Annotated in this window: 26 protein-coding genes; 17 read left to right on the top strand and 9 right to left on the bottom strand. The window is 63.5% G+C overall.

Annotated elements, in window-relative coordinates; all coding sequences use genetic code 11:
- Nucleotide 1 precedes the first annotated feature (1 nt).
- Nucleotides 2-904, top strand: coding sequence for a dihydrodipicolinate synthase family protein (locus PC358_RS03325; protein ID WP_033697511.1), 903 nt, complete (start codon nucleotides 2-4; stop codon nucleotides 902-904).
- A 2-nt stretch (nucleotides 905-906) separates the two neighbouring features.
- On the top strand, nucleotides 907-2,397 hold the full coding sequence (locus PC358_RS03320) for an aldehyde dehydrogenase (protein WP_033697510.1): 1,491 nt from the start codon (nucleotides 907-909) through the stop codon (nucleotides 2,395-2,397).
- A gap of 13 nt (nucleotides 2,398-2,410) precedes the next feature.
- Here PC358_RS03320 and PC358_RS03315 read toward each other — a convergent pair whose 3' ends face one another.
- Nucleotides 2,411-2,842, bottom strand: a complete 432-nt coding sequence (locus PC358_RS03315) for a multidrug/biocide efflux PACE transporter (protein WP_033697509.1) — start codon at nucleotides 2,840-2,842, stop codon at nucleotides 2,411-2,413.
- A gap of 93 nt (nucleotides 2,843-2,935) precedes the next feature.
- Between PC358_RS03315 and PC358_RS03310 the strand changes: the two genes are divergently transcribed.
- The 4 genes from PC358_RS03310 (at nucleotide 2,936) to PC358_RS03295 (ending at nucleotide 8,908) form a co-directional block, all read left to right on the top strand.
- Nucleotides 2,936-3,790, top strand: coding sequence for a LysR family transcriptional regulator (locus PC358_RS03310; RefSeq protein WP_033697508.1), 855 nt, complete (start codon nucleotides 2,936-2,938; stop codon nucleotides 3,788-3,790).
- 168 nt (nucleotides 3,791-3,958) lie between these two features.
- Nucleotides 3,959-5,704, top strand: a complete 1,746-nt coding sequence (gene capB / locus PC358_RS03305) for a caprolactamase subunit beta (protein ID WP_033697507.1) — start codon at nucleotides 3,959-3,961, stop codon at nucleotides 5,702-5,704.
- A gap of 13 nt (nucleotides 5,705-5,717) precedes the next feature.
- Entirely contained in the window at nucleotides 5,718-7,802 is a 2,085-nt protein-coding gene (capA, locus tag PC358_RS03300; protein ID WP_033697506.1) for a caprolactamase subunit alpha, read from the top strand.
- Nucleotides 7,803-7,951: 149 nt separating this feature from the next.
- Nucleotides 7,952-8,908 (top strand): AraC-like ligand-binding domain-containing protein, encoded by a 957-nt coding sequence (locus tag PC358_RS03295; protein WP_033697505.1) that lies wholly within the window; start codon nucleotides 7,952-7,954, stop codon nucleotides 8,906-8,908.
- A 27-nt stretch (nucleotides 8,909-8,935) separates the two neighbouring features.
- Here the strand turns inward: PC358_RS03295 and PC358_RS03290 are convergent, their stop codons facing one another.
- Nucleotides 8,936-9,844, bottom strand: a complete 909-nt coding sequence (locus tag PC358_RS03290) for a DUF2950 domain-containing protein (RefSeq protein ID WP_050506043.1) — start codon at nucleotides 9,842-9,844, stop codon at nucleotides 8,936-8,938.
- Nucleotides 9,841-11,196, bottom strand: coding sequence for a DUF3300 domain-containing protein (locus PC358_RS03285; protein WP_033697504.1), 1,356 nt, complete (start codon nucleotides 11,194-11,196; stop codon nucleotides 9,841-9,843). Before PC358_RS03285 ends, PC358_RS03290 begins: the two co-directional genes overlap by 4 nt.
- Before the next feature lie 180 nt (nucleotides 11,197-11,376).
- Here PC358_RS03285 and PC358_RS03280 point away from each other — a divergent pair, with 180 nt between their 5' ends.
- Nucleotides 11,377-11,628 (top strand): hypothetical protein, encoded by a 252-nt coding sequence (locus PC358_RS03280; RefSeq protein ID WP_033697503.1) that lies wholly within the window; start codon nucleotides 11,377-11,379, stop codon nucleotides 11,626-11,628.
- Between the two features lie 12 nt (nucleotides 11,629-11,640).
- On the opposite strand, the gene PC358_RS03275 is transcribed toward PC358_RS03280, so the two are convergent.
- The gene (locus PC358_RS03275; RefSeq protein ID WP_033697502.1) at nucleotides 11,641-11,985 is read right to left on the bottom strand and encodes a hypothetical protein; all 345 of its coding nucleotides are present in this window, start codon (nucleotides 11,983-11,985) and stop codon (nucleotides 11,641-11,643) included.
- A 179-nt stretch (nucleotides 11,986-12,164) separates the two neighbouring features.
- Here PC358_RS03275 and PC358_RS03270 point away from each other — a divergent pair, with 179 nt between their 5' ends.
- Together PC358_RS03270 and PC358_RS03265 are read left to right on the top strand one after the other, a co-directional pair.
- Nucleotides 12,165-12,884, top strand: coding sequence for a TorF family putative porin (locus PC358_RS03270; protein WP_033697501.1), 720 nt, complete (start codon nucleotides 12,165-12,167; stop codon nucleotides 12,882-12,884).
- 287 nt (nucleotides 12,885-13,171) lie between these two features.
- A complete protein-coding gene (locus tag PC358_RS03265) occupies nucleotides 13,172-13,489 on the top strand; it encodes a hypothetical protein (protein WP_033697500.1) in 318 nt (105 codons plus the stop codon).
- A gap of 50 nt (nucleotides 13,490-13,539) precedes the next feature.
- On the opposite strand, the gene PC358_RS03260 is transcribed toward PC358_RS03265, so the two are convergent.
- Nucleotides 13,540-13,752, bottom strand: coding sequence for a PLDc N-terminal domain-containing protein (locus PC358_RS03260; RefSeq protein WP_033697499.1), 213 nt, complete (start codon nucleotides 13,750-13,752; stop codon nucleotides 13,540-13,542).
- Nucleotides 13,753-14,252: 500 nt separating this feature from the next.
- On the opposite strand from PC358_RS03260, the gene PC358_RS03255 reads away from it, so the two are divergent.
- On the top strand, nucleotides 14,253-15,260 hold the full coding sequence (locus PC358_RS03255) for a GlxA family transcriptional regulator (RefSeq protein ID WP_033697498.1): 1,008 nt from the start codon (nucleotides 14,253-14,255) through the stop codon (nucleotides 15,258-15,260).
- Nucleotides 15,261-15,266: 6 nt separating this feature from the next.
- Here the strand turns inward: PC358_RS03255 and PC358_RS03250 are convergent, their stop codons facing one another.
- The gene (locus PC358_RS03250; RefSeq protein ID WP_033697497.1) at nucleotides 15,267-15,938 is read right to left on the bottom strand and encodes a TetR/AcrR family transcriptional regulator; all 672 of its coding nucleotides are present in this window, start codon (nucleotides 15,936-15,938) and stop codon (nucleotides 15,267-15,269) included.
- A 180-nt stretch (nucleotides 15,939-16,118) separates the two neighbouring features.
- On the opposite strand from PC358_RS03250, the gene PC358_RS03245 reads away from it, so the two are divergent.
- Nucleotides 16,119-17,003 (top strand): DMT family transporter, encoded by an 885-nt coding sequence (locus PC358_RS03245; protein ID WP_033697496.1) that lies wholly within the window; start codon nucleotides 16,119-16,121, stop codon nucleotides 17,001-17,003.
- 4 nt (nucleotides 17,004-17,007) lie between these two features.
- Here the strand turns inward: PC358_RS03245 and PC358_RS03240 are convergent, their stop codons facing one another.
- Entirely contained in the window at nucleotides 17,008-17,892 is an 885-nt protein-coding gene (locus PC358_RS03240) for an NHL repeat-containing protein (protein ID WP_033697495.1), read from the bottom strand.
- 223 nt (nucleotides 17,893-18,115) lie between these two features.
- On the opposite strand from PC358_RS03240, the gene PC358_RS03235 reads away from it, so the two are divergent.
- The 4 genes from PC358_RS03235 (at nucleotide 18,116) to PC358_RS03220 (ending at nucleotide 22,141) form a co-directional block, all read left to right on the top strand.
- Entirely contained in the window at nucleotides 18,116-19,096 is a 981-nt protein-coding gene (locus PC358_RS03235) for an aliphatic sulfonate ABC transporter substrate-binding protein (protein WP_033697494.1), read from the top strand.
- A gap of 16 nt (nucleotides 19,097-19,112) precedes the next feature.
- Complete coding sequence (locus PC358_RS03230) at nucleotides 19,113-20,504, top strand: LLM class flavin-dependent oxidoreductase (RefSeq protein ID WP_033697492.1); 1,392 nt, start codon at nucleotides 19,113-19,115, stop codon at nucleotides 20,502-20,504.
- Nucleotides 20,505-20,610: 106 nt separating this feature from the next.
- Nucleotides 20,611-21,447 (top strand): bifunctional allantoicase/(S)-ureidoglycine aminohydrolase, encoded by an 837-nt coding sequence (locus PC358_RS03225; protein WP_033697490.1) that lies wholly within the window; start codon nucleotides 20,611-20,613, stop codon nucleotides 21,445-21,447.
- A gap of 88 nt (nucleotides 21,448-21,535) precedes the next feature.
- On the top strand, nucleotides 21,536-22,141 hold the full coding sequence (locus tag PC358_RS03220; RefSeq protein WP_033697488.1) for an START domain-containing protein: 606 nt from the start codon (nucleotides 21,536-21,538) through the stop codon (nucleotides 22,139-22,141).
- 25 nt (nucleotides 22,142-22,166) lie between these two features.
- Here PC358_RS03220 and PC358_RS03215 read toward each other — a convergent pair whose 3' ends face one another.
- Together PC358_RS03215 and PC358_RS03210 are read right to left on the bottom strand one after the other, a co-directional pair.
- Nucleotides 22,167-23,585, bottom strand: a complete 1,419-nt coding sequence (locus PC358_RS03215; RefSeq protein ID WP_033697486.1) for an amino acid permease — start codon at nucleotides 23,583-23,585, stop codon at nucleotides 22,167-22,169.
- 384 nt (nucleotides 23,586-23,969) lie between these two features.
- Complete coding sequence (locus PC358_RS03210) at nucleotides 23,970-24,392, bottom strand: Lrp/AsnC family transcriptional regulator (RefSeq protein ID WP_033697484.1); 423 nt, start codon at nucleotides 24,390-24,392, stop codon at nucleotides 23,970-23,972.
- Between the two features lie 190 nt (nucleotides 24,393-24,582).
- Between PC358_RS03210 and PC358_RS03205 the strand changes: the two genes are divergently transcribed.
- Together PC358_RS03205 and ctlX are read left to right on the top strand one after the other, a co-directional pair.
- Entirely contained in the window at nucleotides 24,583-25,635 is a 1,053-nt protein-coding gene (locus PC358_RS03205) for an ornithine cyclodeaminase (protein WP_033697481.1), read from the top strand.
- A gap of 23 nt (nucleotides 25,636-25,658) precedes the next feature.
- Complete coding sequence (gene ctlX, locus PC358_RS03200; protein WP_050506042.1) at nucleotides 25,659-26,618, top strand: citrulline utilization hydrolase CtlX; 960 nt, start codon at nucleotides 25,659-25,661, stop codon at nucleotides 26,616-26,618.
- Nucleotides 26,619-26,862: the final 244 nt, after the last annotated feature.

The following is a 26,862-nucleotide window of genomic DNA, read 5'->3' as shown; positions in this document are numbered from 1 at the left end:
AATGAAATTCGAAGGCATCTACACCCCGGCAATCACTCCGCTGGCTGCGGACGGTTCGATCGACAAGGCGGCGTTCGCCGACGTGCTCGATTACCTGGTCGAATCGAAAATCCACGGCGTGATCATCGGTGGCTCCACCGGCGAGTACTACGCCCACACCGCGCAAGAGCGTATCGAACTGGCCGCCCAGGCCAAGGACGTGCTCAACGGCCGCCTGCCGCTGATCATCGGCACCGGCGCGATCCGCACCGAAGACTCGGTGGCGTTCGCCAAGCACGCCAAGGAAATCAAAGCCGATGCGCTGCTGGTGGGCACCCCGCCGTACGCGCTGCCGACCCAGCAGGAAATCGCCCTGCACGTCAAAGCGGTCGACGCTGCCGCCGGCCTGCCGATCATGCTCTACAACTACCCAGGCCGCATGAGCGTGAGCATGGGCGAAGCGTTCTTCGATGCGGTCGCCGATGTGAAAAACATCGTCGCCATCAAGGAAAGCTCTGGCGACATGGCCCAACTGCACCGGCTGGCCATCCAGCGCCCGAACATCCAGCTGTCGTGCGGCTGGGACGACCAGGCCCTGGAGTTCTTCGCCTGGGGCGCCCAAAGCTGGGTGTGCGCCGGCTCCAACTTCATCCCGCGGGAGCACGTGGCCCTGTTCGAGGCCTGCGTGGTCGAGAAAGACTTCGACAAAGGCCGCCGCATCATGAGCGCCATGATGCCGCTGATGGACTTCCTGGAAGGTGGCAAGTTCGTCCAGTCGATCAAGTACGGCGTGGCCCTGAACGGCCTGAGCACCGGTGGCGTGCGCAAGCCGCTGTCCGAGCTGGACGCTGCCGAGAAGCAGGCACTCGAGCGCGTGGTCACTGAACTCAAGCGCAACATCGCCCAGATCACCGGAGGTGCCTGAAAATGGCTGAATTACTGAGCAAGGCACAGTACGCGGCCATCGCCGCCGACCTGCAACTGCGTACCCAGGCGTTCATCGACGGTGAATTCCGCGATGCTGTCTCGGGCCGCACCTTCGTCACCAGCAACCCGGCCACCGGCAAGCAACTGGCCGAAGTCGCCGCTTGCGACGTGCAGGATGTCGACCTTGCCGTGGCAGCAGCCAAGCGCGTGTTCGAAGACGGTTCGTGGTCCAAGCTGCAACCGGGTGAGCGCAAGCACATCCTGCTGAAGTTCGCCCAGTTGCTGGAAGACCACAGCCATGAGCTGGCGGTACTGGAAGCGTTGGACAGCGGCAAGCCGGTCAGTGAATGCCAGAACGTCGACGTGCCGGAAACCATCCACACCATCCGCTGGCACGCCGAGCTGATCGACAAGATCTACGACAGCACCGCGCCGACCGGCAACGCTGCCGTGACCATGGTGGTGCGTGAAGCCATCGGTGTGGTCGGCCTGGTGCTGCCCTGGAACTTCCCGCTGCTGATGCTGGCCTGGAAGATCGCCCCGTCGCTGGCCGCCGGGTGCTCGATCGTGGTCAAGCCGGCCAAGGAAACCACCCTCAGCGCCCTGCGCGTGGCCGAACTGGCCCACCAGGCTGGCGTACCGGCGGGTGTGTTCAACCTGGTGCCTGGCGGTGGCCGTGAAGTGGGCGAAGCCATCGGCCGCCACATGGACATCCCGATGGTCAGCTTCACCGGCTCCACCGACACCGGCCGCCTGTTCCTGAAATACGCCGCCGAGTCCAACCTCAAGCGCATTGTCCTGGAGCTGGGGGGCAAGAACCCGGCCGTGGTCATGAATGACTGCGAAGACCTGGACGAAGTGGCCCAGTTCGTCACCGCCGGTGCGTTCTGGAACATGGGCGAGAATTGCTCGGCCTCTTCGCGCCTGATCGTGCACAAGGACGTCAAGGACGAACTGCTGACCCTGATTGGCAAGCACTTGAAGGACTGGAAGCTGGGCGACCCGCTCGACCCGGAAAACCGCCTGGGCGCGATGGTCAGCAAATCGCACTTCGAGAAGGTGAAGTCTTACCTGGAATATGCCGCCGAGCAGAAGCTCAACGTGGTGCAGGGCGGTGAGACCGAGCAGGGCGTGTTCGTGCAACCGACCATCGTCGACGGGGTTACGCCTGATAACCGGTTGTTCGTCGAGGAAATCTTCGGCCCAGTGTTGAGCGTAACGTTGTTCGAGACCATTGACGAAGCGATCGAGCTGGCCAACGACACCGTCTACGGCCTGGCCGCTTCGGCCTACACCGGCAGCCTGCGCAATGCCTTGCGCCTGTCGCGGGAAATCCGCGCGGGGGTGGTGACGGTGAACTGCTTTGGCGAGGGCGATGCGTCGACGCCGTTCGGTGGCTACAAAGAGTCCGGCTTTGGTGGGCGTGACAAGTCCATCTGGGCCCATGACCAGTACACGGAGTTGAAGACCATCTGGATCAACGCTGCGTGAGCTGGTCGCGGCTTCAGGCCGCTGTCTGGCGCTGGGCCACATGGTGCCGGAGCTTGTCGAACACCCAGTTGTACACCACGGTGTAGGGCAGGATGATCACAAAGAAGCCCAGCTCGACCATGAACGCCTGCAGCAGCGAAATATCCAGCATCCAGGCCGCCACAGGCAGGCACCACACCACCAACCCCGCCTCGAAGCCCAGGCCATGCACCACGCGCGCCCGGGCTTTCCAGTGAACCCGCTCGGTCTGCACAAAGCGGTCGACCACTGCGTTGTAGACCATGTTCCACACCATGGCGATTACCGACAAGGTGACCGCCAGTGTGCCCGCGGTGGCCAAAGACTTACCCAGCACCCAGGACAACAGCGGTGCGCACAGCAGCACGGCGAACACTTCATAACCCACCGCATGGACCATACGCTCGGTGAAAGAGACCTTTTTCATTACTAATTCCATCGATTGCTTAAGACGTGCTTTCTATTTTCTTTGATAGAACAGATACTCGCGACATAGCACCCATCGATTTTATCAATACCTATGCGCTACTCACCGGAAGCCCTGCTTGCCTTTGTCGAAGCTGCCTCGCTCGGCTCGTTTTCTGCGGCGGCGCGCAAACTCAAGAAAAGCCAGTCCACCGTCAGCATCGCCATTGCCAATTTCGAGGCCGATATCGGCTGCACTCTGTTCGACCGAGGAGGCCGCCACCCCACGCTCAATGCCGCAGGCCGACAGGTGTTGCCGCACGTCGAAGCGATCCTCGATGCCAGCGCCGGGCTCGACGCCCTGGCGCTGAGGTTGGGCGAGCATGTTGAAGCGCTGGTCTCGGTGGTGATGTCGGACAGCTACAGCGTCACGTTCCAAAGTGCGGTCATGGCCGGCTTCGCCGACCGCTACCCGCACACCGAACTGCGCTGCGGCCCGTCTGAAGACGCTGATGTGATCGAGCTGGTGCAACTGGACATGGCCCAGATCGGCATACTGGCCGCACAGCCCCACTACCCTGCCGACGTCGCCGTGGCGCGCCTGCCTGAACAGGCGGAGTTTTGCGTGTATGTCAGCGCCGACCACCCGCTGGCGGCACTGCGCACGGTGCAGCGCCAGCAGCTGGAGAGCGTGCGCCAGCTGTACATCAAGACGTACGCCCCCAGCTTGCATCACGACCGCGGCCAAGCCTGGTCAGCACCGGATTACCTGACCTTGCTGGAGTTCGCCGACCGTGGTTTTGGCTGGGCAGAACTGCCCAAAGCGCTGGTCACACGCTTTGGCAGCGGCCTGGTGCAATTGCAGGTGGCCGGTTACCCGCGGCGGGTCGACATGGATATCGCCTGGTCACGCCGCCGCGCCCTCGGCCCGGCCGGGCAGTGGCTGGTACAGCAGTTGCTGGGCCGATAGGCCGCCGCCACAGAACCCCAGCGGAATAATTGCCCGACCCCGTGCACCCACGCGCAACAAGCAGTACACCCACCGACAAGTCAGCCGCCCCCCTCCCCCCGTAGCCTGTCACCACGCGCCGAGCTCTGCGGCACGCACCCAAAGCACAACAAGAAACGTTGGTGACCCATGAAAACAGTAGATCCGATCACCCTTGCGGTTGTCCGGGGTGCGCTGGAGACAGCGCAGCGGGAAATGACCTTGACCCTGGAAAAGACTGGCCGCTCCAGTGTGTTCAACCTGGCCCACGACTACTCGAACTCGCTGTTCGACCACCTCCCCGAAATGATCCTGCAAGGCCAGGACATCCCCATCCATCTGGGTTCGCTGATCCCCGCGATGAAGTGCGTGGCCGAATTCTTCGGTGACGACATCGCCGAAGGTGACGTGATCTACCACAACGACCCGGCGTACAAGGGCAGCCACATCCTCGACTGCTGCATGTACAAGCCGGTGTACTACCAGGGCGAGCTGGTGTTCTGGACCGTGTGCAAGGGCCACCTGACCGACATCGGTGGGCCGGTACCCGCTGGCTACAACCCGGACGCCAAAGAGATCTACGCCGAGGGCCTGCGCATCCCGCCCGTCAAACTGTGGGAAAAGGGCAAGCGCCGGGAAGACGTGATCAACTTCATGCTCACCAACATGCGCGCCCGCCCGTACCAGGAAGGCGACCTCAATGCCCAGTACGGGGCCTGCAAAGTCGGTGAACGGCACTTGCTCGACTTGCTCGACAAGTACGGCGTCGAGCAAGTACGCGCCTGCATCGCCGAGCTGAAGAACATGGCCGACCGCCACATGCGCGCCCTGCTGCGCGACGTGCCGGACGGCCAGTACAGCGGCACCGCCGTGCTCGAAGACTCCGGCCACGGCCTGGGCGAGCTGGCCATCACCGCCCATGTCGAGATCCGTGGCGACCAAGCCCACGTGCGTATCGAAAGCCCACCGCAGGTGCCTTACTTCATCAACTCCTACGAGGGCAACTCGGTTTCCGGCGTGTACCTTGGGCTGATGATGTTCGCCCAGGTCGCACCGCCCTACAACGAGGGCCTGTATCGCTGCGTCACGGTCGATGTCGGCGCCAAGGGCACCCTGTGCAACGCCCAGGAGCCGGCACCGCACGTCAACTGCACCACCACCCCGATGGAAACCCTGGCCGATGCCGTGCGCACGGCGCTGGAGCAAGCCTCGCCGCAGCGGGTCACCGCCTCGTGGGGCCATACCAGCGGCATCAACATTGCCGGCCACGACCCGCGCCATGGCAACAGCGAGTACGTCACCATGGTACTGGCCTCGATCATTGCCGGCGCCGGCGCCAACAAAGTCATGGATGGCTGGCACGCATGCGGGCCGTTGTGCTGCTTTGGCGCGCTGATGAGCGGCGACATCGAGTTGCTCGAGCACGCCTACCCGGTGCTTATCCACCGCTACAGCCTGATGGCCGACAGTGGCGGTGCCGGTGAGTTTCGCGGCGGTTCCGGCACCCGCCTGGAGATCGAACCGCTGCAACACGCGATGACCGTGGTCGGCTTCGGCGAAGGCCGCCAACTGCCCACGGCCGGCGCAGCCGGAGCACGCAATGGCCTGCTCGCACCCAAGCTCGGCCGGTTGATCCACCAGCACGCTGATGGCACGCAAGACCACTACACCCAGAACCCCATGCTCACCCTGCAGCCCGGCGAGCGGATCATCAACATCAACCCTGGCGGTGGTGGCTACGGCGACCCGTTGCGACGCCCGGTAGCTGCCGTGCTGCAAGACCTGCGCAACGGCCTGGTGTCGCCACAGGGCGCAGCCCTGGACTACGCAGTGATCGTCGATGCCGACGGCCAGCTCGACGAAACCGCCACCCGCCTTGCCCGCGACCTGCACTGACCGGAGACCCATCATGCGCAATCAATATCGCCTGGGCATCGACGCCGGCGGCACCTTTACCGACTTCATCCTGGCCGACCGCGACGGTGGCGTGCAGCTGTTCAAAGCCCCATCCACGCCGCAGGATGGCACCCTGGCCATTCGCGCCGGCCTGGCGCAGATCGCCGACGCCACCGGCCGCACGCCGGCCGAGATCATCGCCAACTGCGACCTGTGCATCAACGGCACCACGGTCGCCCTCAACGCCCTGATCGAGCGCACCGGGGTCAAGGTCGGCCTGCTGTGCACCGAGGGCCACGAAGACAGCCTGGAGATCCGCCTCGGCCACAAGGAAGAGGGCCACCGCTATGACGCCCACTACCCGCCGGCGCACATGCTTGCCCCGCGTCACCTGCGCCGTCCCATCGGCGGCCGGATCCTCGGTGATGGCCGCGAACACACCCCGCTGGACGAACGCGCGGTACACGAGGCCATCGATTACTTGCGTGCCGAAGGCGTGCAAGCGGTGGCCATCTCCTTCCTCTGGTCGGTGCGCAACCCCAGCCATGAGCAGCGCGCCGCCGAGCTGGTACGGGCGGCGCTGCCCGGGGTGTTCGTCTGCACAGGCGTTGAAGTGTTCCCGCAAATCCGCGAATACACCCGTACCTCCACCACCGTGGTCAACGCCTACCTGAGCCCGGTGATGGCGCGTTACGTGGCACGCATCGACAGCCTGTTCGAGGAACTGGGCGCGCAGCAACCGGTACGCTACTTCCAGTCCAACGGCGGCCTGGCACCCGGCCACCTAATGCGTGAGCGTGCGGTCAACGCGATCAACTCGGGACCTGCCTCGGCGCCCCAGGCCGGGCTCGCGGTAGCGCGCCCGTTCGGCATCGACAACGTCATCACGGTGGACATGGGGGGCACCTCGTTCGACATTACCCTGACCAACGTCGGGCGCACCAACTTCAGCAAGGACGTGGACTTTCTACGCCAGCGTATCGGCGTGCCGATGATCCAGGTGGAAACCCTGGGCGCCGGCGGTGGCTCCATCGCCCACCTCGACGAATTCGGCATGCTCCAGGTCGGCCCACGCAGCGCTGGCGCCACGCCCGGCCCGGTGTGCTATGGCAAAGGCGGCACTGAACCCACCGTCACCGATGCCAACCTGGCCCTGGGTTACCTGCCCGACGGCGCATTGCTCGGTGGCAGCATTCGCCTGAACCGCCAGGCGGCGCTGGACGCCATCCGCATCAAGGTCGCCGAGCCGCTGGGCATCAGCGTGGAACGCGCCGCGTTTGGCATTACCACCCTGGTCAACCTGAACATGGTCAACGGTATCCGCCGGGTGTCCATCGAACGCGGCCACGACCCTCGCGACTTCGCCCTGATCGGGGCGGGCGGCGCGGCGGGCATGCACGTGGTGCGCCTGGCCGAAGAAATCGGCATGCACACCGTGCTGATCCCCAAGGTGGCCTCAGGGCTGTGCGCCTTCGGCCAGATCCTCTCGGATGTGCGTTATGACCAGCTGACCAGCCTGTCGATGCGCCTGGACGCGCAGCACGCTGACCTGGCGCAGCTCAACCATGCCCTCGCCGAGCTGCGCCAGCAAGGCCTGGCGAACCTGCGCGAAGACGGTTTCGGCGACCAGGCCAGCAGTTGCCACTACACCCTGGAAATGCGCTACCGAGGGCAGATCCACGAATGCAGCGTGCAGCTGGAACGCCACGCCCTGGACAGCAACGGGCTGGCAGCGCTGATCGAGGCTTTCCACGTGCGCCACCAGACGCTCTATTCGTACAGCGAGCCAGAGAGCCCGGTAGAGCTGGTCAACCTGGAGTGCTCGGTCATCGGTCACCTGCCCCGCCCGCCACAGCCAACGCTGCAAGGGCCGGCCCAGCCACCGGCGGCAGCCCCGGACAGCGAGCGCCCGATGCTGTTCAGTGCCGACAGTGAGTGGCAACGCACGCCGGTGTTCAACGGTAACCGCCTGCTGCCTGGGCAGACCGTGCAGGGACCCTGTGTGATCGAGGAGGACACCACCAACATCGTCGTGCCGCCAGGCTGGCAAGCCTGCCTGGAGCCGTCTGCCACCTACCGGGTGACACGCGGCGCTTGATCTGAAGGTCGGCACGCGCCGATCATGGGCGTGATACCTGCCCGGCCGCTTTGCGCAGCCGGGCTTTTTTGCACAATAACAAGAGCTGCTTGAGTAGCTTGCCTGCAGTTCCTTTTTTCAATGCTGCCCTCTTTGAAAAAGGACCCACCATGCCCACAGAACTCTCGACCCACGGCTGGGCGCAGCCCGAACGCCAGGCACGCTGGGCCGAAGCGATCAGTGATACGTACTTCCCGTTGAGCCTGGAATTTGCCGCCGAACAGCCATTCGACGGCCACTTGCAGCGCTGGAGCACGCCCACCACCCCGCTCAGCCTGTCACGCCTGCGCTCCAGCCAGCTCGGCTATTCACGCAACAAGGCGCACATCGGCCAGGACTCTGACGCGTTCTACCTGGTTACCGTCCCTAGCCGCAGCGAGGTGCATTTCGAGCAGGATGGCCACCAACTGAGCTGCCGCCCTGGCGGTTTTATCGTCGAGCGCGGCGACGCCCCTTACCGCTTCCACTACCGCGCGGACAATGACCTGTGGGTACTGAAGCTGCCGGAGCGTGCGCTGAAGGCGAACCTGCTCGGGCACAGGCGCTACACCCGCCACTGCTTCGACGCCAGCCAAGGTTTGGGGCGCATCTTCGTCGAGCAGCTGGACCTCTGCGCGCGCCACTTCGACGCCAGCCCCACAGCGGCACGCCACCTGCTGCTGGAGCAAGCAAGTGCGACTCTGCTGCTGGCCCTGCAACAGGATGAGCGCGTGCTGGGCAGCGAAGGCTCCAACCTCAGCACGCTGCACCTGACCCGGGTCGAGCGTTATGTACTGCAAAACCTCGGCGACCCCGACCTGTCACCGCAAGCCATCGCCAATGCCTGCGGCCTGTCACTGCGCTACCTGCACAAGCTATTCTCGATCACGCCCTACACCCTCGGCGAATGGGTGCGCCAACAGCGCCTGGAGGCGGTGCATCAGCAACTGCGCGACCCGCAATGCCACCAGGCGATCGGCGAGCTGGCGTTTCGCTGGGGCTTCACCGACCAGGCCCAGTTCACCCGCGCCTTTCGCCAACGCTATGGCTGTACCGCACGCGAGGTGCGCGCGGTGCGCACGCACTGAATGCAGCGGCGCAAGGATGCGCCGGCTTCAGCCGCCAACAGGGGTATCGACCAGCTTCCAGCTGTCGTCGGGGTCGAAGCGCTTCATGGCCTTGGCGAGCTTCTCTCCTTCTGGCCCCAGGTCCTTTTCGAAGACCTGCCCGTCGTGGCTGATCATGAAACTCATCACCCCGCTGTCGTCATATTTGGCAGGCCAGGCAACCAGGGCGAAACCACGGCTCATCTGGTTGCCGATCAGGTAGCTGTAGGCGCCCCCGGGCGCTGACGGGCCTTGTGCAGCGAGGATGCGGAAACGGTAGCCGTACCAGTCATCACCGACCACATCCCGGCCGAACAGTGGCCCCAATGGGCTGACCTGGCCATCGCCGGCATCTTCCCAGTACAGGCCGTCGTGCTTGCCGGGCGTACTGAGGATCTTCTGTGCATACTCGAGCGCACCGTTGCCATTGCGGTCCTGCGAGGCGTAATCGAGCTGCGCGTCGTGGTAGGCCAGCACCGACTGCAACGCCGCCAGCTCGTTGCGGCCGATGCGCCTGGCGCGGATTTCGGCGCTGCCGGCCTTGAGGTCGAAACGCCAACCGCGGCTGCCTTGGATGATGGGAATGGGCAGTGTCCATCGTTCGTGCCCCACTGCCAGGATGGCCTGGTGCTCATGGGGCCTTTCAACGCGGTGCGCTTCGCGGTACTGCTGCAAGAACGCATCCACGTCGCTGCGCTGTACGCCGCCGCTGGGGATATAGGTTCGCCAGTCATCCCCCAACAACTGTGCCAGGCGTGTCTCGTCGGCGTGCTCCTTGCCCAGCGCTGCAACAAAGGCTTCGGCGGCCTTTTCGGGCGTCGGGAAGGCCTCCTGCGCCGTCACCAGGCACGAGCCCGCCATCCCTGCGACCAACAACCAGCAACGGGCACAGGCAACCCACCCTGATCGACGGTTCATCGACGGCCCCCTCCACCACGGCGCATGGGCGCACTGGGCCTGGAAATCTGATGTCCGGCGGCTCGCGCAGTGTGCGGCCGCTGGGCAAACGACTGGCTGATGCGACCTCGGTCGGCCTGCGCACGGGTGCTCGATGGCGAGCGCACGCCATCGAAGGCGTTATTGCGGGCACGGCCAGCGCTGTTGGCCGGCCGCGCTTGCGCCACCTGCTGCCTGGCCTGCAGGTTGTCACGGCTACTGCCCGCCTGCGCTCGGCGCTCGGCAGGCCGTGGGGTGTTCGCCTGCGCCTCGCGCACCCGGTCGCGCGCCTCGCGGTTGCTGGTGGCAGGCCGTTCGATGCCTGCCCTGTCCATCGAGGCGCGCGCCTTGTCCCGTGCCTGGGCACGCTGGGCATCGTCACCCCGGAAGGCGGTGCGCTGCGCGGCGCCGTCCAGTTGCCGGCCATATTGCTGACGGCTGCGTGCATCGCGGTATGGCACGCCTTCGCGATTTACCGCATTGTGCTGCCACTTGTTCTGGTTGTTGCTGATGCGGTTGTTGACGTTGATGTTGTTGTAGCGATTGACGTCGATATCGATGTCGTTGTGGCCCCAGTCGCAATTGCCCCACAGCGAACTGACAATCGCAACGCCGGTACCGAACGCCAGCCCCGCCACCAGTGCGGAGCCTGCGTAATACATCGGCGGCGGCGGGTAATACACCGGCGGTGAGGCCGGGTAGGCCCAGGTGCCGTAGGCGGTGGTCGGGTTGTAGCTGGGCACGTACACCACCTGCGGTTCGGCGGGCTCGATGATGATGGTGGTCGGCGCGCTGCTGGCCGGAGCACTGGCCTTGGGCGCCGGTGCCGCCTGCACAGTCACCTGCTGGTACTGGTTGCTCTGCAGGTTACCGGCAGCCTGGGCCTGGTGACGCAGGCGCTGCACGCCATTCATGACATCGTCGGGTTGCGCGAGGAAGGCATCGCCCAGACGCTGGACCCAGACCGGGTCCTGGCCGAGGGTTGCCAGCACCTGCGGAAAGGCGACCAGCGCCTGCACACTCGGGTCCCAGGCCTGGTTGGCCACTTGCTTGACCGCAGCGTCGCCAGTGGCCTTAGGGTTGGCCTTGGACCAGGCCACCGCCTCGGCCACTTGCCCGGGGTAGGTCGCCGCCATCAGTACCTGCGCCAGCAGCGCATCCGGGTAAAGGGCAAGGGGCGCCAGCATCTGGTCCAGTTGCTCCTGGGTGAACACCGCCTCCTTGGCGGCGACTGCGGCGGTTTGCGGCGCCGCAGCATCCTCGGCCTTGACCAGCCCCGGTACGCCTTGCAGGCACAGCACCGCCGACAAGACCCCGAACAATGGCATGCGCATGACTTATCCCTATGTGGTCGAACCGCGTGGGTTAACGGTAGCAAAGCTCAGCCGTATTGCCCGCCAGAAGGTGCTGTCGATAGTCACTATCGAGCAAGGCAATTTCTACTGATCGAGGATGCCCAATAACCTTGCTCCATCGCTTCGATCCCTGCGCCCCCCAAACTCTGGAGCTGCTCGATGAAAACCTCGGCCCGCCTGTTGCTCACTGCCCTGATTGCCACCGCCATGACCGTGTTGAGCGGCTGCGCCAGCCACCCTGAACTGCGCGCCTACACCGCCGAGGAAACCCGGCAGTTGCAACTCGAAGCGTTGCAACGCCAGGGCCTTTCCCTGGACGAATACGAACAACGGCGGTTGGTCATCCAGCGCGCTGGCAGCGATCAAGTGGTGACAGAGGTTGCCGAACGCTCCTCCTCCAGCCAAGGCTAGGCCCGGCCACGTTCAGTGCGCGCGAAAATTCCAGATGATTTCCACCACCCGCGACGCCAGAACCAGGTACAGCAAACACAGCGCAACCTGCAGCGCCGTGTGATACGGCAGCTTGGCCAAGCGATGCAGCGTATCGCTGACATTCAACAGCAGCAGCAATGCCGACACGATGATCAACCCCCAGCCGGTCACGCTCGGTACCCACAGCCCGAGGAACACGGGGTCGCTGTTGTGCAGGGCATCCGTACCGGCGGCAAACAGCAGGCCGCAGACCAACAGGTTCTTGAAATTGTCAAAAACCTTGGTGCTCAGGTCCGCATCCAGCAGGTCGAGGTATTTCCGCCACAGTCTGCGCATGGCCTGGGCCTTGGAGTGGAAAGTGTTCAGGCAATTCTAGAAGAGAATGTGCGACGCTCGGGCGTAAACGCACGATCAGCGCTAGCCCTGCCGCCTGGGTGGCGCGCCGAACGGTTTGCACCCTTGGCCAACACGGGTATCCTTGGGCGCTCTACAGCAAGCCTTCCAGGACGGTGACCATGACCAGGCCCATTCTGTTGCTGAGCGCAGCGCTGCTGTTCAGCGCCGCGTTGCAGGCCCAGCAGATACAGCGCCAATTGGGCGATTTCGACTTCAAACTTGGCACTACGCCGACGCGCAGCATGGCCCAGGGGCTTATTTCGCCGAGCGCCGTGGGGGCCTTTCATGGCGGCCTCGACCTCAGCCACCTCAACGGCTGGTACTTGGGGCAATACGCCCCGAGCATGGGCCTGTCGCCCGACTCCACCCTGCGCCTGGACAGCTACATGGGCTACCAGCACCACTTCGACAGCACCCTGGGCTATGAAGTGGGGTTGATCCACTACAGCCAACCCAACCTCTCAGGCCCTGACAGCTACGCCGTCTACGGGGGCATCTCGGTATACGGCAGCCGTTTTGGTGGCGCGTTGCGTGACAACCCCGACAACCGCACCAGCACCCTGTTCGCCGACCTCGGTCAACTGCCCCTGCTCGACGCCGACTTTACCGTCAAGCTGGCCCATCATCGTTTGGGCACGCCGTTCACGATTGGCGATGGCAGCCAGGTCAGCGCGTTTTCCGACTGGTCGCTGGAGCTGTCGCGGCCTTGGCTGGGCATCGACCTCAATTTGATCTACAGCAACTCCAACCTCAGCGGTTCCGGTTGCGATGCCTATGCCGGTATCAATGCGTATTGCGAGAGTGTGGTCACGTTCAAGGCGCAGCGCAGTTTCTTCTAGCCTGAGGCGCTGATCAGTCCGTTGCCGCCACGGCCTCGATTTCCATGAACATCCCGTCCAGCGCCAAGCGCGGTAGCGGTATCTTGGCCGGCGATATACAGCAACTCGCACGGGGGAAGAAAGGCCCGAGTATCAGACCTCGCGTTAGCTTGAGGTCAAGAACGCCGTAAGACTTTTCTGATAGCGAAGTCGGAGCATTGAACCACGTGTGTGTTTTCAGCGAGGTCTGTCAGCCGCTAGATTGCAAGACCCGGCACGGAGGCCAGCCTGCAACAAGGAAAGCGACAATGACCAAGCATCATTTTCAACTCGCCTACACCATCAACCCACGGCATGAAGGCGATGAGGACGAAGCCGCGAGCGCACGCCTGCATCTGCGCAAAATCGGCTGGGATACCGTTGAGCACATTGAAACCACGTTGTTGGGTGTGGTTCACCTCTACCATGCGACGACGGCGGACCGGATCGACGAGGCCGAGAAGCAGATACGCGACCGCATCCACGAAGAGCTCAAGAGCTTGCGTGTGCTGTCGCGCGTCAGGTTTCACGGCTGCTTGATGGTGGATGGCCTGGGCCAGGCCATCCGGTTCAGCATCCTGCCCTGAGGCGTTGACGGTGGCCGCATCAGGCGCCCCCGCGCCTGATGCTCTGGCTATTACTTTTCCTGCAATACCGCCCTGCCCTTCACTGCGCGCGGCCCGCGCCAAGCCCAGAACAGCAAGCCTGGCAACGGTGCATAGACCACGAATACGACCCATAGCATCTTGCGCTCGGCGCGCCGGTCACTGCCGATGATGTGCCAGATGGCCCAGATTTCCAGAAGAATCACGACGGCTGCGAGGATGATCCAGATCGTTCCGATTTCCATGAGCGCTCTCCCATTGGCGTGTAATGCGTTGGGCTGTGGCAGGCGCTGAGGGTTCAATTTGGTTAGAAGGTACGCCGTCAGGGTTTCGGCGCCTATGAGATCGAGCGCCGCCCGCGCGGCGCTTCGCGGGGCAAGCCCGCTCCCACTGTCTACCTTCGGCCAATTATGCCTGTGACATCTTCACTGTCCGCCTCGTATGTTCGACTCGATATCGAGCCGGTGCATCGTTCGGATCCCCTTAAGCTCATGCCATGCACCAAGGCTTGCAGTGGAGATCTCACTGACAAAACTGGCCGGAGGTGGACAGTGGGAGCGGGCTTGCCCCGCGAAGCACCGCGCGGGCGGCGCTCGATCTCATAGGCGCTGGAAAATTCAAGCCATGCACTCCCCCCGCCCAATTGCCTGAACACGACCTCAAATACGACACCCCCACCCCGGAGATTGTCTTTCCCCCTGCCACCGAGCACACTCCCCAGGCCAGCCAGGAAGCGGAGTCCAGAGTGCCCACCCCACGTCAGTTCAGCAAAAAGACCAGCACCAGCAACATGCTGCGGCTCAAGTCCACCACCGCAAATGCCCAAGCGCCCTATCGGGTCGACTTCGTATTGCTGGAACACTTCTCCATGGCCAGCTTCACCGTGGCCATGGATGTGCTGGTCACCGCCAACCTGCTGCGCACCGACAGCTTCCAGTTCACCCCGCTGTCGCTGGACGGTGACCGGGTGTTGAGCGACCTGGGGCTGGAGTTGGTGGCCAGCGACCTGTCGGCCGAAGCACTGCGCGAGCTGGACCTGCTGATCATCTGCGGCGGCCTGCGCACGCCGCTCAGGTACCCTGAACTCGACCGACTGCTGCACGACTGCGCAGCCCACGGCATGGCCCTGGGCGGCCTGTGGAACGGCGCCTGGTTCCTCGGCCGCGCGGGCGTGCTGGATGACTATGGCTGCAGCATCCACCCCGAGCAACGCGCCAGCCTCTCGGAGCGCAGCCCGCAAACCCGCATCACCCCGGCCAGTTTCACCCTCGACCGTGACCGCCTCAGCGCCGCCAGCCCCAATGGCGCCATGGAGCTGATGCTCGGCCTGGTTCGCAGGCTCTACGGCGACGGCCTGGCCGAAGGCGTCGAAGAAATCCTGTCGTTCTCGGGCGCGCGCTATCGCCAGGTCGGCCCGGGGGCGAAAAAGTCCATGAGCCTGCACATGCGCACCATCGTCGAGCTGATGGAGAACAACCTCGAAGAAACCCTCAGCCTCGATCAGCTGGCCGCCTACAGTGGGCGCTCGCGGCGCCAGATCGACCGCTTGTTCCAGGCCCAACTGGGCACCTCGCCGCGGCGCTACTACATGGAATTGCGCATCACCAAGAGCCGCCGCCTGCTGCAGTACTCCGACCTGTCGGTGATGGACGTGGCAGTGGCCTGCGGGTTCGTTTCGGTGTCGCACTTCAGCAAGTGCTACGCCGCATACTTCGGCTACCCGCCGTCACGCGAGCAACGGCTGGGCGAATGACACCGCTCAGGCGCGGATGTAGCGAATGACCGCGTCACCGATCATGGTCTTGTGGCGCTGCTTGATGGCTTCGTCGGCGAGGTCTATCTGGAAGATCTCGCCGAAGGTGTGGCGGTTCGACACCCGGTAGAAACAGAACGAGCTCATCAGCATGTGCAGGTCGATGACCTCGATACCGGCACGGAACACGCCTTCCTGCTCGCCCCGGCGCAGGGTACTGCCAAGGGCTTCGAGCACCAGGCTGCTCATTTCGCGAATGACCGGCGACTGTTTGACGTACTCGCCGTAGTGAATGTTCTCGGTGCAGATGATGCGCACGAAATCGACATTGCGGTCGTGGTGATCGAAGGTGAACTCCACCAGACGGCGGATCGCCTGCTCGGCCGGCAGCGACTCCAGGTCCAGGCTTTGTTCGGTCTTGCGGATATCACCGTAGAGTTTGACCAGGCACTCGACGTACAACTGCTCCTTGCTGCCGAAGTAGTAGTAGATCATGCGTTTGGAGGTGGCGGTGCGCTCGGCGATGGCATCGACGCGCGCGCCGGCCAGGCCCTGCTGGACGAACTCGTTGATGGCGGCCTGAAGGATATCCTCGCGCGTTTTCTCGGGGTTGTTCTTGCGCGACTTGCGCCCCCCTTCGATCTCAGGCTGGCCGAGGCTGACTACGGAATCACTCATACCCACTCACAGGCTGTTTATTGGAATACGGTGATTATCCGTGAGCGCGGCCATGCAGGGAAGCACGCTGTTGGTCGGGTAGCCACGAAACGGCGTTACAGGCAAACCGCCGACGGCGCTTGAAGTCACGCCCCGCAACCCGCTAGCCTGCGTTCCTCTGCCCTGGACGGACCCTGCCCCATGCAACCGCGTGACTTTGCCGCCTACCTGTTTCTGGCCATTGCCTGGGGATTTTCCTTTCTGGTCCTGCTCAAGGTGGTGCACGCCTTCGGCTGGGTCGGCGCGGTCAGCCTGCGGGCGCTGATTGCCGGCAGTACCCTGGCGATTCTGGCCGCCTTGCTCGGGCGCACCCTGCGCCTGCGCCCGCTGTTGAAACCACTGCTGGTGATCGGCGCTACCACCGTGGCCGGGCAGTTGATCGGCATGTCCTATGCCACCCCGCGGATCGGTACGGCCATGGCGGCGATCTTCGTGGCCACCATCCCACTGTTCTCGATGATCATCGGCCGTGTCTGGGGGCTGGAGAAAATCACCTTGCAGGGCCTGGCGGGCCTGCTTCTGGGCTTCGTCGGTATCGCCATGCTGGTGGGGTTTCCGGCCCAGCCGGTCAGCGACGTGTTCATCCACGGCTGCATCGCTTCGCTGTTCGGTGCCTTGAGCGCCGCGTTCGGCAGCAACTACGCCAGCCTGCACCTGCGTGGCCAGGACCCGTGGACCGTCACCGGCGGCGCCTTCCTGGCCGGCGGCCTGCTGACCCTGCCCCTGCTGTGGGTGGTGCCGGTGCCCAGCGTGCCGCAAGCCAGCGACTGGCTGTACTTGATGATCAGCGGCGCGGTCATGAGCGCCACCACGTACGTGCTGTATTTCGGCCTGGTGGCGCGCATCGGCGCCACCCGTGCCCTCAGTGTCGAGTTCGTGGTGACGTTGGTCGCGGTACTGGTGGGCGCGCTGTTCCTCGACGAAGCCTTGAGCCTGCTGCAACTGGCGGGCGGCGCGGTGGTGCTGGTCGGCTGCCTGCTGGTGCTGGGCCTGCTGCCAGGGCGCAAACCGCGCCTGCCAAACTGAGCCCTCAGTCGCGCTGCGCGGTATTGCGCTCTACCGGAGGGGCCAGGTGCAGTACGCGGTTACGCCCGCCTTCGGCAAGCAGGTAACCACCTTTGCCATCGGCAACGATTGCCTGGGGCGCCTTGAGGAACGACAGCACCGTCTGGCGCGTGCCATCGGCATCGATGCGCAGCAGGCGGGCGCGGTGCGTGTTGTCTTCGCTGATCCACAAGCCGCGCTGGTCGCAAAACAGGAAGGTCGGGTTGCGCAGGCCATCGACCACCACCGGGTCCTGGCCGTCCTCGGACAATGCGCGAACCTTGCCGTTGGCTTTCTCGGTATACAGCAGGCGGCCATCGTTGCAGCGGGTCAGGCCTTCGGTTTCGCTGAGCCCTGTGCGCAGCACATCCAGCTGGCCGCTGCGCCAGTCATAGCGCATCAACCGCCCATTGCCCTTGCGGTCTTCGATCGCATAGAGGTGATCGCCATCGTTCCACAACCCTTGCACGCTCTCGCCGTCGAACAGGTGGGTGACCTGGCCGTCGCGAGACAGGCTGACCGGCGCAAGGCCACCCTCCTGGCTGAAGACCCAGCCGCCCTCGGCCGCGACCATGCCGTCGGGCTTGGACAGGTTGTCGATCACCACCACGCGGTCACCCTGGGCAGTAATCTTGAGGATGCTGCCACGGCCGTCGTCCAGCTCGCGGCTGACCAGCAGGCTGCCGTCGGCCTGCGGCAACAACGACGCAGCCTTGGTCACGTCGCGGTGCAACACCTCGACATCCCAACCGCTGGCAGCCTGGACGGGGTAAAAACTCTGCCAGGCGAAGAAGCCCAGCGTGGCAGCGAGCAGGCTGGCGGTGGCGGTCAGGGCGATGCGGGTGCTGCGTTTGCGCAGGATGTGCGGCATGAAAAAGGGCTCCTCGAGAGTGCGGGGATCCTAGCAAGAAGATGTGAAAAAAAGGTCATGGCACACTGCTATTTGCCGTGTAACGGGTGCTGAATCATGAATTACAAAAAGGATATAAAAATAACTAAACATTCTAACTAAATGGAATAAACAAATTGAAAGCCAAACGCCACCTCCTTAGTCTGGGCGCATCGATTGCCACCCCATTCAAGGAATACGCCTCATGCCCGTCCGTGCCTTCTCGCCCCTGCGTCGCCTGCTAATCGGCGGCCTGCTGGCCAGTGTCGCCAGCGCCCTGTTGCCTTGGTCCAATGCCCTGGCCGAAGACGCCAAGACCCTGCGTATCGGTTACCAGAAGTTCAACAGCATCAATATTCTCAAAGGCAGCGGCGCCCTGGAGAAAGCCCTCGCCCCGCAAGGCGTGACCGTCAGCTGGCACGAGTTCGCCGCAGGCCCGCAATTGCTCGAAGCCCTGAGCACCGGCGCCATCGACCTCGGCCACGCCGCTGACGCCCCGTCAGTATTTGCCCAGGCCGCCGGTAAACCGGTGGTCTACCTGGCCGCCGAACAACCCTACCCACGCGGTATCGGCCTGGTGGTACGCGAGCAAGACCACCTCACCAGCGTGCAGGACCTCAAAGGCAAGCGGGTAGCCACCGGCCGCGGCTGGAACGCCCAGTACCTGCTGGCCGTCGCGCTGGAACAAGCCGGCCTGAGCTACCAGGACATCACCCCCGCCTACGTCAATAATGCCGCCGACGCAGTGGCGGCCCTGCAATCAGGCAGCGTCCAGGCCGTGACCCTGTGGGACCCGTTCCTCGCGGCGGCAGAAAGCCAGCCAGGGCTCAAGAACTTGCGCGACGGCAGCGGCCTGACCAACAACCGCACGTTCTACCTTTCCACTGCTGCGTTCGCCGACCAGCACCGCCCGCTGCTCAAGGCCTTCTTCGCCGAACTGGGCAAGGTCAGCCAATGGGCCAACGCCGAGCCTGCGCAAGTCGCCGCGCTGCTGGCGCCGCAGTTGGGGATCAAGGCCGACGTGCTGCAAGTGGCCAGCGAACGCCGTAACTACAACGCCGTCGCCATTACCCCGCAGATCGTCGCCGAACAGCAGAAGCTGGCCGACACCTTCCAGGGCCTGGGCCTGATTCCGCGCAAGTTGCAGGTAGCCGATGCGGTCTACCCGGCTTCCGTGCTGCCGTGACCGGAGACTGATCGCCATGCCCCGTCCCATCCGCTTCAACGCCTTCAGCATGAACGCCGCCAGCCACCAGTCCCCTGGCCTGTGGCGCCACCCGCGTAACACCAGCGTGGCTTTCAACCGCCTGGACTACTGGACCGACCTGGCCCGCCTGCTGGAGCGCGGCCTGTTCGATGCGCTGTTCATCGCCGATGTGCTGGGCATCTACGACGTCTATCAGGGTGGCCCCGAAGCAGCCCTGCGCGGCGGCGTGCAGGTGCCGGTCAACGACCCACTGCTGCTGGTTCCGGCCATGGCCGGGGTCACCGAGCACCTGGGCTTTGGCGTGACCTTCTCACTGACCTACGAGCACCCCTACCCCTTTGCCCGGCGCATGTCCACGCTTGACCACCTGAGCAATGGCCGAGTCGGCTGGAACATTGTCACCGGCTACCTGGACAGCGCCGCGCGCAACCTGGGCCTGGCTCGCCAGCTTGGCCACGACCAGCGTTACGACCTGGCCGAGGAGTACCTGCAGGTGCTGTACAAACTGTGGGAAAAAAGCTGGGACGACGATGCGGTGGTGCTTGAGCGTGACAGCGGCCGCTACATCGATCCTGCCCGGGTACACCCGATCAGCCATGCCGGCGAGCACTTCCAGGTGCCTGGCATGCACCTGTGCCAGCCCTCGCCGCAGCGCACGCCGGTGCTGTTCCAGGCGGGGGCCTCGGCACGCGGCCAGCAGTTCGCCGCGCAACATGCCGAGTGCGTGTTCATCAGCGGGCCTACGGCCACGGTGCTGCGCCGCTATGCCGACGGCATCCGCCAGGCCAGCGAGGCTGCCGGGCGTGGCCGCGACGAGGTACTGATCTACGCCCAGGCCCTGCTGATCGTCGCCCCCACCCGTGAAGAAGCCGAAGCGCGCTTCGCCGAGTACCGTGGCTACGTTGACCTGGACGCCGCCCTGGCCCTGCTGTCGGGCTGGACCGGCATCGACTTCGCCGGCCTCGACCCGGATGCCCCCATCGAATATGTCGAGAACGATGCCGGCCGCGCGGCCCTGGCCGCCTTCACCGCGGCCGACCCCAACCGCCGCTGGACCGTGCGCGAGGCCGCCGAGTTCGTTGGCCTGGGGGGCCGCGGCCCGGTGCTGGTGGGCGCAGCCAGTGATATTGCCGATCAGTTGGAAAGCTGGCTGGACGAGACCGGCATCGACGGGTTCAACCTCACCTACGCCGTGCAACCTGATGACCTGGCCAATGTGGTCGAGCTGCTGATACCCGAGCTGCAACGTCGCGGCCGCTACCCCCTGCACTACCAGGACGGCACCTTGCGCCACAAGCTGTTCGGCCAGGGCAACCGCCTGCCGGAGCAACATGCAGGGCGCCAGGTTAGCATTCAGCCGGCAAATACCGGGTATTCCAACATTTAATTTGTAGATGGCACGCGCTCGACCCTATTCTGTCGGCACATCCCCTGCGCCGCACCGGCCGGTGCGGTTCACGGCACGGGGAGAGAACAACAAGTCGAGATCGTCCATGTCGAATCATTCCTACTTCGCCCCCCACGGTGGGCACCCGGCTCAAACCGAGCTGCTGACTGACCGTGCCATGTTCACCGAAGCCTATGCCGTCATCCCCAAGGGCGTGATGCGTGACATCGTCACCAGCCACCTGCCGTTCTGGGACAAGATGCGCATGTGGGTCATCGCCCGCCCGCTGACCGGCTTTGCCGAGACCTTCTCGCAGTACATCGTCGAAGTTGCCCCGGAAGGCGGCAGCGAGCGCCCGGAACTGGACCCCAACGCCGAAGCCGTGGTGTTCGTGGTCGAGGGTGAGCTCGACATCACCCTGGAAGGCAAGCACCACACCCTGACCCAGGGCGGCTACGCCTTCATCGCCCCAGGCGCCGAGTGGAGCCTGCGCAACCACAGCAGGGCCAACGTCACCTTCCACTGGCTGCGCAAGCACTACCAGAAGGTTGAAGGCCTGGACCTGCCAGAGTCCTTCGTCACCCACCGCGACAATGCCACTGTCATTGAAATGCCGGGTACCGAAGGCCGCTGGATCACCACCCGCTTCGTCGACATGGCCGACATGCGCCACGACATGCACGTCAACATCGTGACCTTCCAGCCAGGCGGCGTCATTCCGTTCGCTGAAACCCACGTCATGGAGCACGGCCTGTATGTGCTGGAAGGCAAGGCGGTGTATCGCCTGAACCAGGACTGGGTCGAAGTCGAAGCCGGCGACTTCATGTGGCTGCGCGCCTTCTGCCCGCAAGCCTGCTACGCCGGTGGCCCAGGCAACTTCAGCTACCTGCTGTACAAGGACGTCAACCGCCACGTGCACCTGACCCTCAACCCACAGCGTTGAGCCCAGGCTGATGGTCCGAAGCCCGCCACCTGGCGGGCTTTCTGTTTGCCGCTCATACTGATCACCCCTGCCCTGCGCGGTGCTCATCATGAACCGCTATCGCCTGCTTGCCGCCCTGTTGCTGGCGCTGTCCGGCGCTGCTCAGGCAGCCGACGACTGGAACCTGGCCTACGACAGAGAAGGCATCCGCGTCTACCTCAGTGCCGCTGCCGGCTCCCCTTACCAGCAATTTCGCGGTGTCAGCACCATGAAGGCCAGCGTGCGCACGCTCACCGACCTGCAGGAAAACCTGCGGGTGGCATGCAAATGGCTGTACGCCTGTGCCGAAATGCGCCTGCTGGAGGTCGACGGCGACAGTACCTGGGTGTACCTGACCACCGACCTGCCGTGGCCGACGATGCCGCGGGATATCGTGCTCAAGGTCACCACCGAACTGCGCGACGATGGCACCCTGTTGCGCCACCTGCGCGCCGACCCCGGCAAGGTCCCCGAGGTGGCCGGGCTGATACGCGTGCAGCGCCTCACGGGCGAATGGGTGATGAAACCGCTGGGTGAACGGCAAACCGAGGTTACCTACCAGCTCAAGGCAGACCCTGCCGGGGATGTGCCCGGCTGGCTGGCCAACCGCTTCGTGGTGGATGCGCCGGTGGTTACCCTGCGCACCCTGCGGGCGGTGGCCGAGCGCCAACGCTGAGGCCCGCTCGCCGATGCCTGGGGTTTCAGGACACCGTGGCAGCCATCTGGCGGGCACACACCTTGACCCGTCGCCGGTAGGCCAGCAGCAAACCGATATACCACAGCGGCATGACATACAGCGCCGTACGCGTATCAGGCTCCAGGGCCAGCAGGCACAACACGAAGATCAGAAACAGCTGCGCCATGGCCGCCGTCGTCTTGCCACCCGGCAGCTTGAACCTAGACTGCTCATGTGCCTTGGGGTTCTGACGGCGGTAGGCGAAGTAGGACATCAGAATCAACGACCAGGTAACGATGATCATCACCGCAGAAATGGTCGATACCAGGGTGAACACGGTCATGACCTCGGGGATCACGAACAGCAGCGTCAGCGCAATCGCCATGCACACCCCCGAGAACATCAACGCCCTGACCGGCGTACCCGACCCGGACAGGCGCCCGAATGCCGTGGGTGCCTGCTGTTGATGCGCCAGGCCATAGAGCATCCGCGACCCCGAGTACACACCGCTGTTGGCGGACGAGGCCGCAGAGGTCAGCACGACAAAGTTGATGATCCCGGCAGCAGCCGGCAGGCCGCCGAGCAGGAACAGCTCGACGAATGGGCTGCGATTGGCAGGCACGTTGGCCCACGAGACCACACTGATGATGCACACCAGCGAACAGATGTAGAACAGCAGGATACGCACCGGAATGGTGTTGATCGCCTTGGGCAGGGTCCTTTCGGGGTCCTTGGCCTCGGCTGCCGCCGTACCGATCAGTTCGGTGCCGACAAACGAGAAGATCGCGATCTGGAACCCGGCAAGGAAGCCGAGAATGCCGTGGGGCATGACCACACCGGGCGCCACCAGGTGGCTGAAGGAGGCTGTGACCCCGCCTGGGGTGGTGTACGACGTGGCGACCATCACCAGCCCCGTCACCACCAGCAACACGATCGCAACGATCTTGATCAGCCCGAACCAGAACTCGACTTCGCCGAAGGCCTTCACGGCAAGCATGTTCAGGCCCAGCAGCAGGAACATCGTGGTAAAAGCCGGTAGCCAGGTGGGCACGCCGGGGTACCAGTACTGGAAGAAACCTGCCACCACCACCACATCGCCCACCGCCGCCACCACCCAGCTGAGCCAGTATGACCAACTGAGGATGTAACCGGCACGCGGCCCCAGGTAGTTATGCACCAGGTCTGCGAACGACTCCATGTGCAGGTTGGCGAGCAGCATCTCACCCATCGCACGCATGATGCAGAACACGAAAAAGCCGATGATGGCGTACACCAGAATGATCGAGGTGCCTGATAGCGCGATAATCTTGCCCGACCCCATGAACAGCCCGGTACCGATCGCGCCACTGATCGAAATGAGCTGAATATGCCTGTTTTCCAGCCGTCGTTTCAGTGTGCGGCCAGCCTCCGGAGTCGCGTCTTGCGAGTTGCACGTTGGATGCATAGTTGACCTCTTATTCTTTTTCTGTAAAACCCTCGCCCTCGCCACTGCGGCCGTTAGTTGGCACGAAAGTGCAAACGCCTTGTGATAGCAAGCGTCAGGAGGTAGGGGTATTAATGCAGATGGATAAGCACGCCCAGATGAACTTTTCATCAGGCCTGAGAGTGATTGAAAGCCCACCACAAGTGCACGCCCATTATTCGGGGAGATGCCTGGCAAGACAGTGTTGAACGTGAAATACATGGCGCTGAAGCTGTTTCATTTTGCCAGCCGATAAGGTCAATCGGAACGCTACAGAGTGCGCACACGAAATGGGATATGGTGCACAGTGAAAAGCCCGGGTGACAGTTTGCTCTACGCCGCTACCCAATTGGGTTATCGACCTGATCACATCTTGTAGGTGGAGAGCAAAATGCTGGTCTCGGTGTTTTCGATGTGCGGTATCGAGCGGATGGTGTTCAGCGCCCGGTCGAAGGCTTCGAGGGTGTCGGCCCGCAGCTCGGCCATCAGGTCCCAGCGGCCATTGGTGGTGTGGATGGCCACGACATTGGGATGCCCGCGTAGCGCGTGCTTGACCTCCGCCGCGTGATGGCCACTGATGCCGATGCTGGTAATCGCCCGCACGCCCTGGTCCAGGGCATCAGACCTCAGGCGTATCGTATAACCGATGATTACCCCTTGTTCTTCAAGCTTGGTGATGCGGTTTTGCACCGTTGCCCGGGCGACCTTGAGCTTCTTCGCCAGGGTCAGGATGGGCGTGCGCGCATTATCACGCAATAGCGCGATCAGTTCCCGATCTACAGTGTCCATGGTGCCTGCCAAGTAATCAGATTGTTATTCTGGGGTAACAGATTGTCTAGAAAGTTGACGAAACTGGCAACCTGCTCTCTTCAATTTGACGCAACCTTTCATCAAAATTGTCGTGCTGGCAACCCCTCAACAATCGTAAGCGTTCACCCTGCGGCAACGGGTGAGAACGCCCACAATAAGGTGCAAGAGCATGACGTATTTCATTGATGTTCCAACCATGTCCGACTTGGTGCATGACATTGGCGTAGCGCCGTTCATGGGTGAACTGGCCGCCGCCCTGCGCGAAGACTTTAAACGCTGGCAGGACTTTGATAAGTCCGCACGCGTTGCCAGCCATTCGGACGTCGGCGTTATCGAATTGATGCCAGTCGCGGACACACATCGATATGCCTTCAAATACGTCAACGGGCACCCGGCCAACACTGCCAAAGACCTGCATACGGTCATGGCATTTGGCGTGCTGGCCGATGTGGCGACGGGGTACCCGGTGTTACTGTCGGAACTGACCATCGCCACTGCCCTGCGCACCGCCGCAACCTCGCTGATGGCCGCACAGGCACTGGCCCGGCCAAACTCGAAGAAAATGGCGCTGATCGGCAATGGCGCGCAAAGCGAATTCCAGGCGCTGGCCTTCCATAAGCACCTGGGGATCGAAGAAATCGTCGCCTACGACACCGACCCGCTGGCCACCGCCAAACTGATTGCCAACCTCAAGGAATACACGGGCCTGAGCATTCGCAAAGCCGGCTCGGTGGCAGAAGCGGTCAAAGGTGCCGACATCATCACCACCGTGACCGCCGACAAGGCCTACGCAACCATCATCACCCCCGAGATGCTCGAACCTGGCATGCACTTGAATGCGGTAGGCGGCGACTGCCCAGGCAAGACCGAACTGCATGCCGACGTACTGCGCAACGCGCGCGTGTTCGTCGAGTACGAACCGCAAACCCGCATCGAAGGTGACATCCAGCAGTTGCCCGCCGACTTCCCGGTCGTTGACTTGTGGCGTGTACTGCGCGGTGAAACCGAAGGCCGGCAAAGTGAAAGCCAGGTGACAGTGTTCGACTCAGTAGGCTTCGCGCTGGAAGATTACACTGTACTACGGTACGTACTACAGCAAGCCGAGAAGCGCGGCATGGGTTCGAAGATAGACCTGGTACCGTGGGTGGACGAAGACCCTAAAGACCTGTTCAGCCACACCCGCGGCCGCGCTGCAAAAAGCCGTATCCGACGCGTTGCATAACTCTCCTACTCTCGGTATTCCAGATGGCATTTCCAACGCGTTCCATTCAAGCACCTGCGGCCGTGGTCATGGTCAGGCCGCACGCCTTCACCCCCAACCCGGAAACAGCAGCAGACAATTCGTTCCAGAGCACCCACCCCGACATCACCGCCCAGGCCTTGGCCAATGTGGCGCGCGACGAGGTTACCCAGGCAGCAGGCAGGCTCGAAGCAGAGGGTGTGCGGGTGCACCTGTTCGATGACTTCGGCGAGCAGAACACGCCGGACTCGGTGTTCCCCAACAACTGGTTCTCTACCCACCCGGGTGGCCATGTCGCGATCTACTCGATGTACTCGCGCAACCGTCGGCGCGAGCGCCGCGCGGACGTCATCGAAATGCTCAAGCATGAGTACCGCGTGCAGGATGTGATCGACTATTCCGGCCTGGAGCAGGACGAGCTGTTTCTGGAGGGCACCGGGGCGATGGTGTTCGACCATCTGTCCAGGGTTGCCTATACCGCACGCTCCAACCGCGCCGACCCGATCGCCCTCGAGCGTTTCAGCACCCACTTCAACTTCGAGCCCATGGTGTTCGACACGGCAGACGAGCACGGCACGCCGATCTATCACACCAACGTGCTGATGTGCGTAGCCACCGAGTTTGCCCTGGTCGGCTTTGGCACGTTCACCAACCGCGCCCGCGCACTAGAGGTGCGCATGCGGCTGATCGAGTCGGGCCGGGATGTCATCGACCTGAGCAACCAGCAGATCAGCCAGTTTGCAGGTAACGCCATCGAGCTGTCGGGCAGCGATGGTCGGATTCTGGCGCTCTCGCGCAAAGCGTTCGACAGCCTTACCGGTGAGCAGCGTCAACGCATCGAGCGTTCGGCGCGGCTGGTGCCGCTGGATGTACCGACCATTGAAATGGCCGGCGGCTCGGTGCGCTGTATGATCGCCGGGATTCACCTGTCACCGAGGGGCGCGCGGGGGGGGGCGGTTGACTGATCTGGGGTGTATTGCTGAGTTTTGAGGATCGCCTGGGAGGGTATTGAGGCTAGCGGTGCCTGTCTTGGTTTCTTCAGGGGGGCGGATATCGAGCGCCGCCCGCGCGGCGCTTCGCGGGGCAAGCCCGCTCCCACTGTCTAACTCCGGCCAGTGCTGTCAGTTACATTTCCACTGCCAGCCTTGGTGCATGCATGAGATTGAGGTGAAGCAAACAGCACCCGCCTCAATATCGAGTCGGGCACAC

The sequence above is a fragment of the Pseudomonas capeferrum genome (assembly GCF_000731675.1).
GTDB lineage: Bacteria > Pseudomonadota > Gammaproteobacteria > Pseudomonadales > Pseudomonadaceae > Aquipseudomonas > Aquipseudomonas capeferrum.
Note: the sequence above shows the minus strand (reverse complement) of the source record. Positions and strands in the feature narration are given on the sequence as shown.

What these genes read in the sequence shown, in the direction of transcription:
- PC358_RS03325 (WP_033697511.1), top strand. Translation starts at nt 2, where the DNA reads ATGAAATTCGAAGGCATCTACACCCCGGCAATCACTCCGCTGGCTGCG.
- PC358_RS03320 (WP_033697510.1), top strand. Translation starts at nt 907, where the DNA reads ATGGCTGAATTACTGAGCAAGGCACAGTACGCGGCCATCGCCGCCGAC.
- PC358_RS03315 (WP_033697509.1), bottom strand. Translation starts at nt 2,842, where the DNA reads ATGAAAAAGGTCTCTTTCACCGAGCGTATGGTCCATGCGGTGGGTTAT.
- PC358_RS03310 (WP_033697508.1), top strand. Translation starts at nt 2,936, where the DNA reads ATGCGCTACTCACCGGAAGCCCTGCTTGCCTTTGTCGAAGCTGCCTCG.
- capB (WP_033697507.1), top strand. Translation starts at nt 3,959, where the DNA reads ATGAAAACAGTAGATCCGATCACCCTTGCGGTTGTCCGGGGTGCGCTG.
- capA (WP_033697506.1), top strand. Translation starts at nt 5,718, where the DNA reads ATGCGCAATCAATATCGCCTGGGCATCGACGCCGGCGGCACCTTTACC.
- PC358_RS03295 (WP_033697505.1), top strand. Translation starts at nt 7,952, where the DNA reads ATGCCCACAGAACTCTCGACCCACGGCTGGGCGCAGCCCGAACGCCAG.
- PC358_RS03290 (WP_050506043.1), bottom strand. Translation starts at nt 9,844, where the DNA reads ATGAACCGTCGATCAGGGTGGGTTGCCTGTGCCCGTTGCTGGTTGTTG.
- PC358_RS03285 (WP_033697504.1), bottom strand. Translation starts at nt 11,196, where the DNA reads ATGCGCATGCCATTGTTCGGGGTCTTGTCGGCGGTGCTGTGCCTGCAA.
- PC358_RS03280 (WP_033697503.1), top strand. Translation starts at nt 11,377, where the DNA reads ATGAAAACCTCGGCCCGCCTGTTGCTCACTGCCCTGATTGCCACCGCC.
- PC358_RS03275 (WP_033697502.1), bottom strand. Translation starts at nt 11,985, where the DNA reads ATGCGCAGACTGTGGCGGAAATACCTCGACCTGCTGGATGCGGACCTG.
- PC358_RS03270 (WP_033697501.1), top strand. Translation starts at nt 12,165, where the DNA reads ATGACCAGGCCCATTCTGTTGCTGAGCGCAGCGCTGCTGTTCAGCGCC.
- PC358_RS03265 (WP_033697500.1), top strand. Translation starts at nt 13,172, where the DNA reads ATGACCAAGCATCATTTTCAACTCGCCTACACCATCAACCCACGGCAT.
- PC358_RS03260 (WP_033697499.1), bottom strand. Translation starts at nt 13,752, where the DNA reads ATGGAAATCGGAACGATCTGGATCATCCTCGCAGCCGTCGTGATTCTT.
- PC358_RS03250 (WP_033697497.1), bottom strand. Translation starts at nt 15,938, where the DNA reads ATGAGTGATTCCGTAGTCAGCCTCGGCCAGCCTGAGATCGAAGGGGGG.
- PC358_RS03245 (WP_033697496.1), top strand. Translation starts at nt 16,119, where the DNA reads ATGCAACCGCGTGACTTTGCCGCCTACCTGTTTCTGGCCATTGCCTGG.
- PC358_RS03240 (WP_033697495.1), bottom strand. Translation starts at nt 17,892, where the DNA reads ATGCCGCACATCCTGCGCAAACGCAGCACCCGCATCGCCCTGACCGCC.
- PC358_RS03235 (WP_033697494.1), top strand. Translation starts at nt 18,116, where the DNA reads ATGCCCGTCCGTGCCTTCTCGCCCCTGCGTCGCCTGCTAATCGGCGGC.
- PC358_RS03230 (WP_033697492.1), top strand. Translation starts at nt 19,113, where the DNA reads ATGCCCCGTCCCATCCGCTTCAACGCCTTCAGCATGAACGCCGCCAGC.
- PC358_RS03225 (WP_033697490.1), top strand. Translation starts at nt 20,611, where the DNA reads ATGTCGAATCATTCCTACTTCGCCCCCCACGGTGGGCACCCGGCTCAA.
- PC358_RS03220 (WP_033697488.1), top strand. Translation starts at nt 21,536, where the DNA reads ATGAACCGCTATCGCCTGCTTGCCGCCCTGTTGCTGGCGCTGTCCGGC.
- PC358_RS03215 (WP_033697486.1), bottom strand. Translation starts at nt 23,585, where the DNA reads ATGCATCCAACGTGCAACTCGCAAGACGCGACTCCGGAGGCTGGCCGC.
- PC358_RS03210 (WP_033697484.1), bottom strand. Translation starts at nt 24,392, where the DNA reads ATGGACACTGTAGATCGGGAACTGATCGCGCTATTGCGTGATAATGCG.
- PC358_RS03205 (WP_033697481.1), top strand. Translation starts at nt 24,583, where the DNA reads ATGACGTATTTCATTGATGTTCCAACCATGTCCGACTTGGTGCATGAC.
- ctlX (WP_050506042.1), top strand. Translation starts at nt 25,659, where the DNA reads ATGGCATTTCCAACGCGTTCCATTCAAGCACCTGCGGCCGTGGTCATG.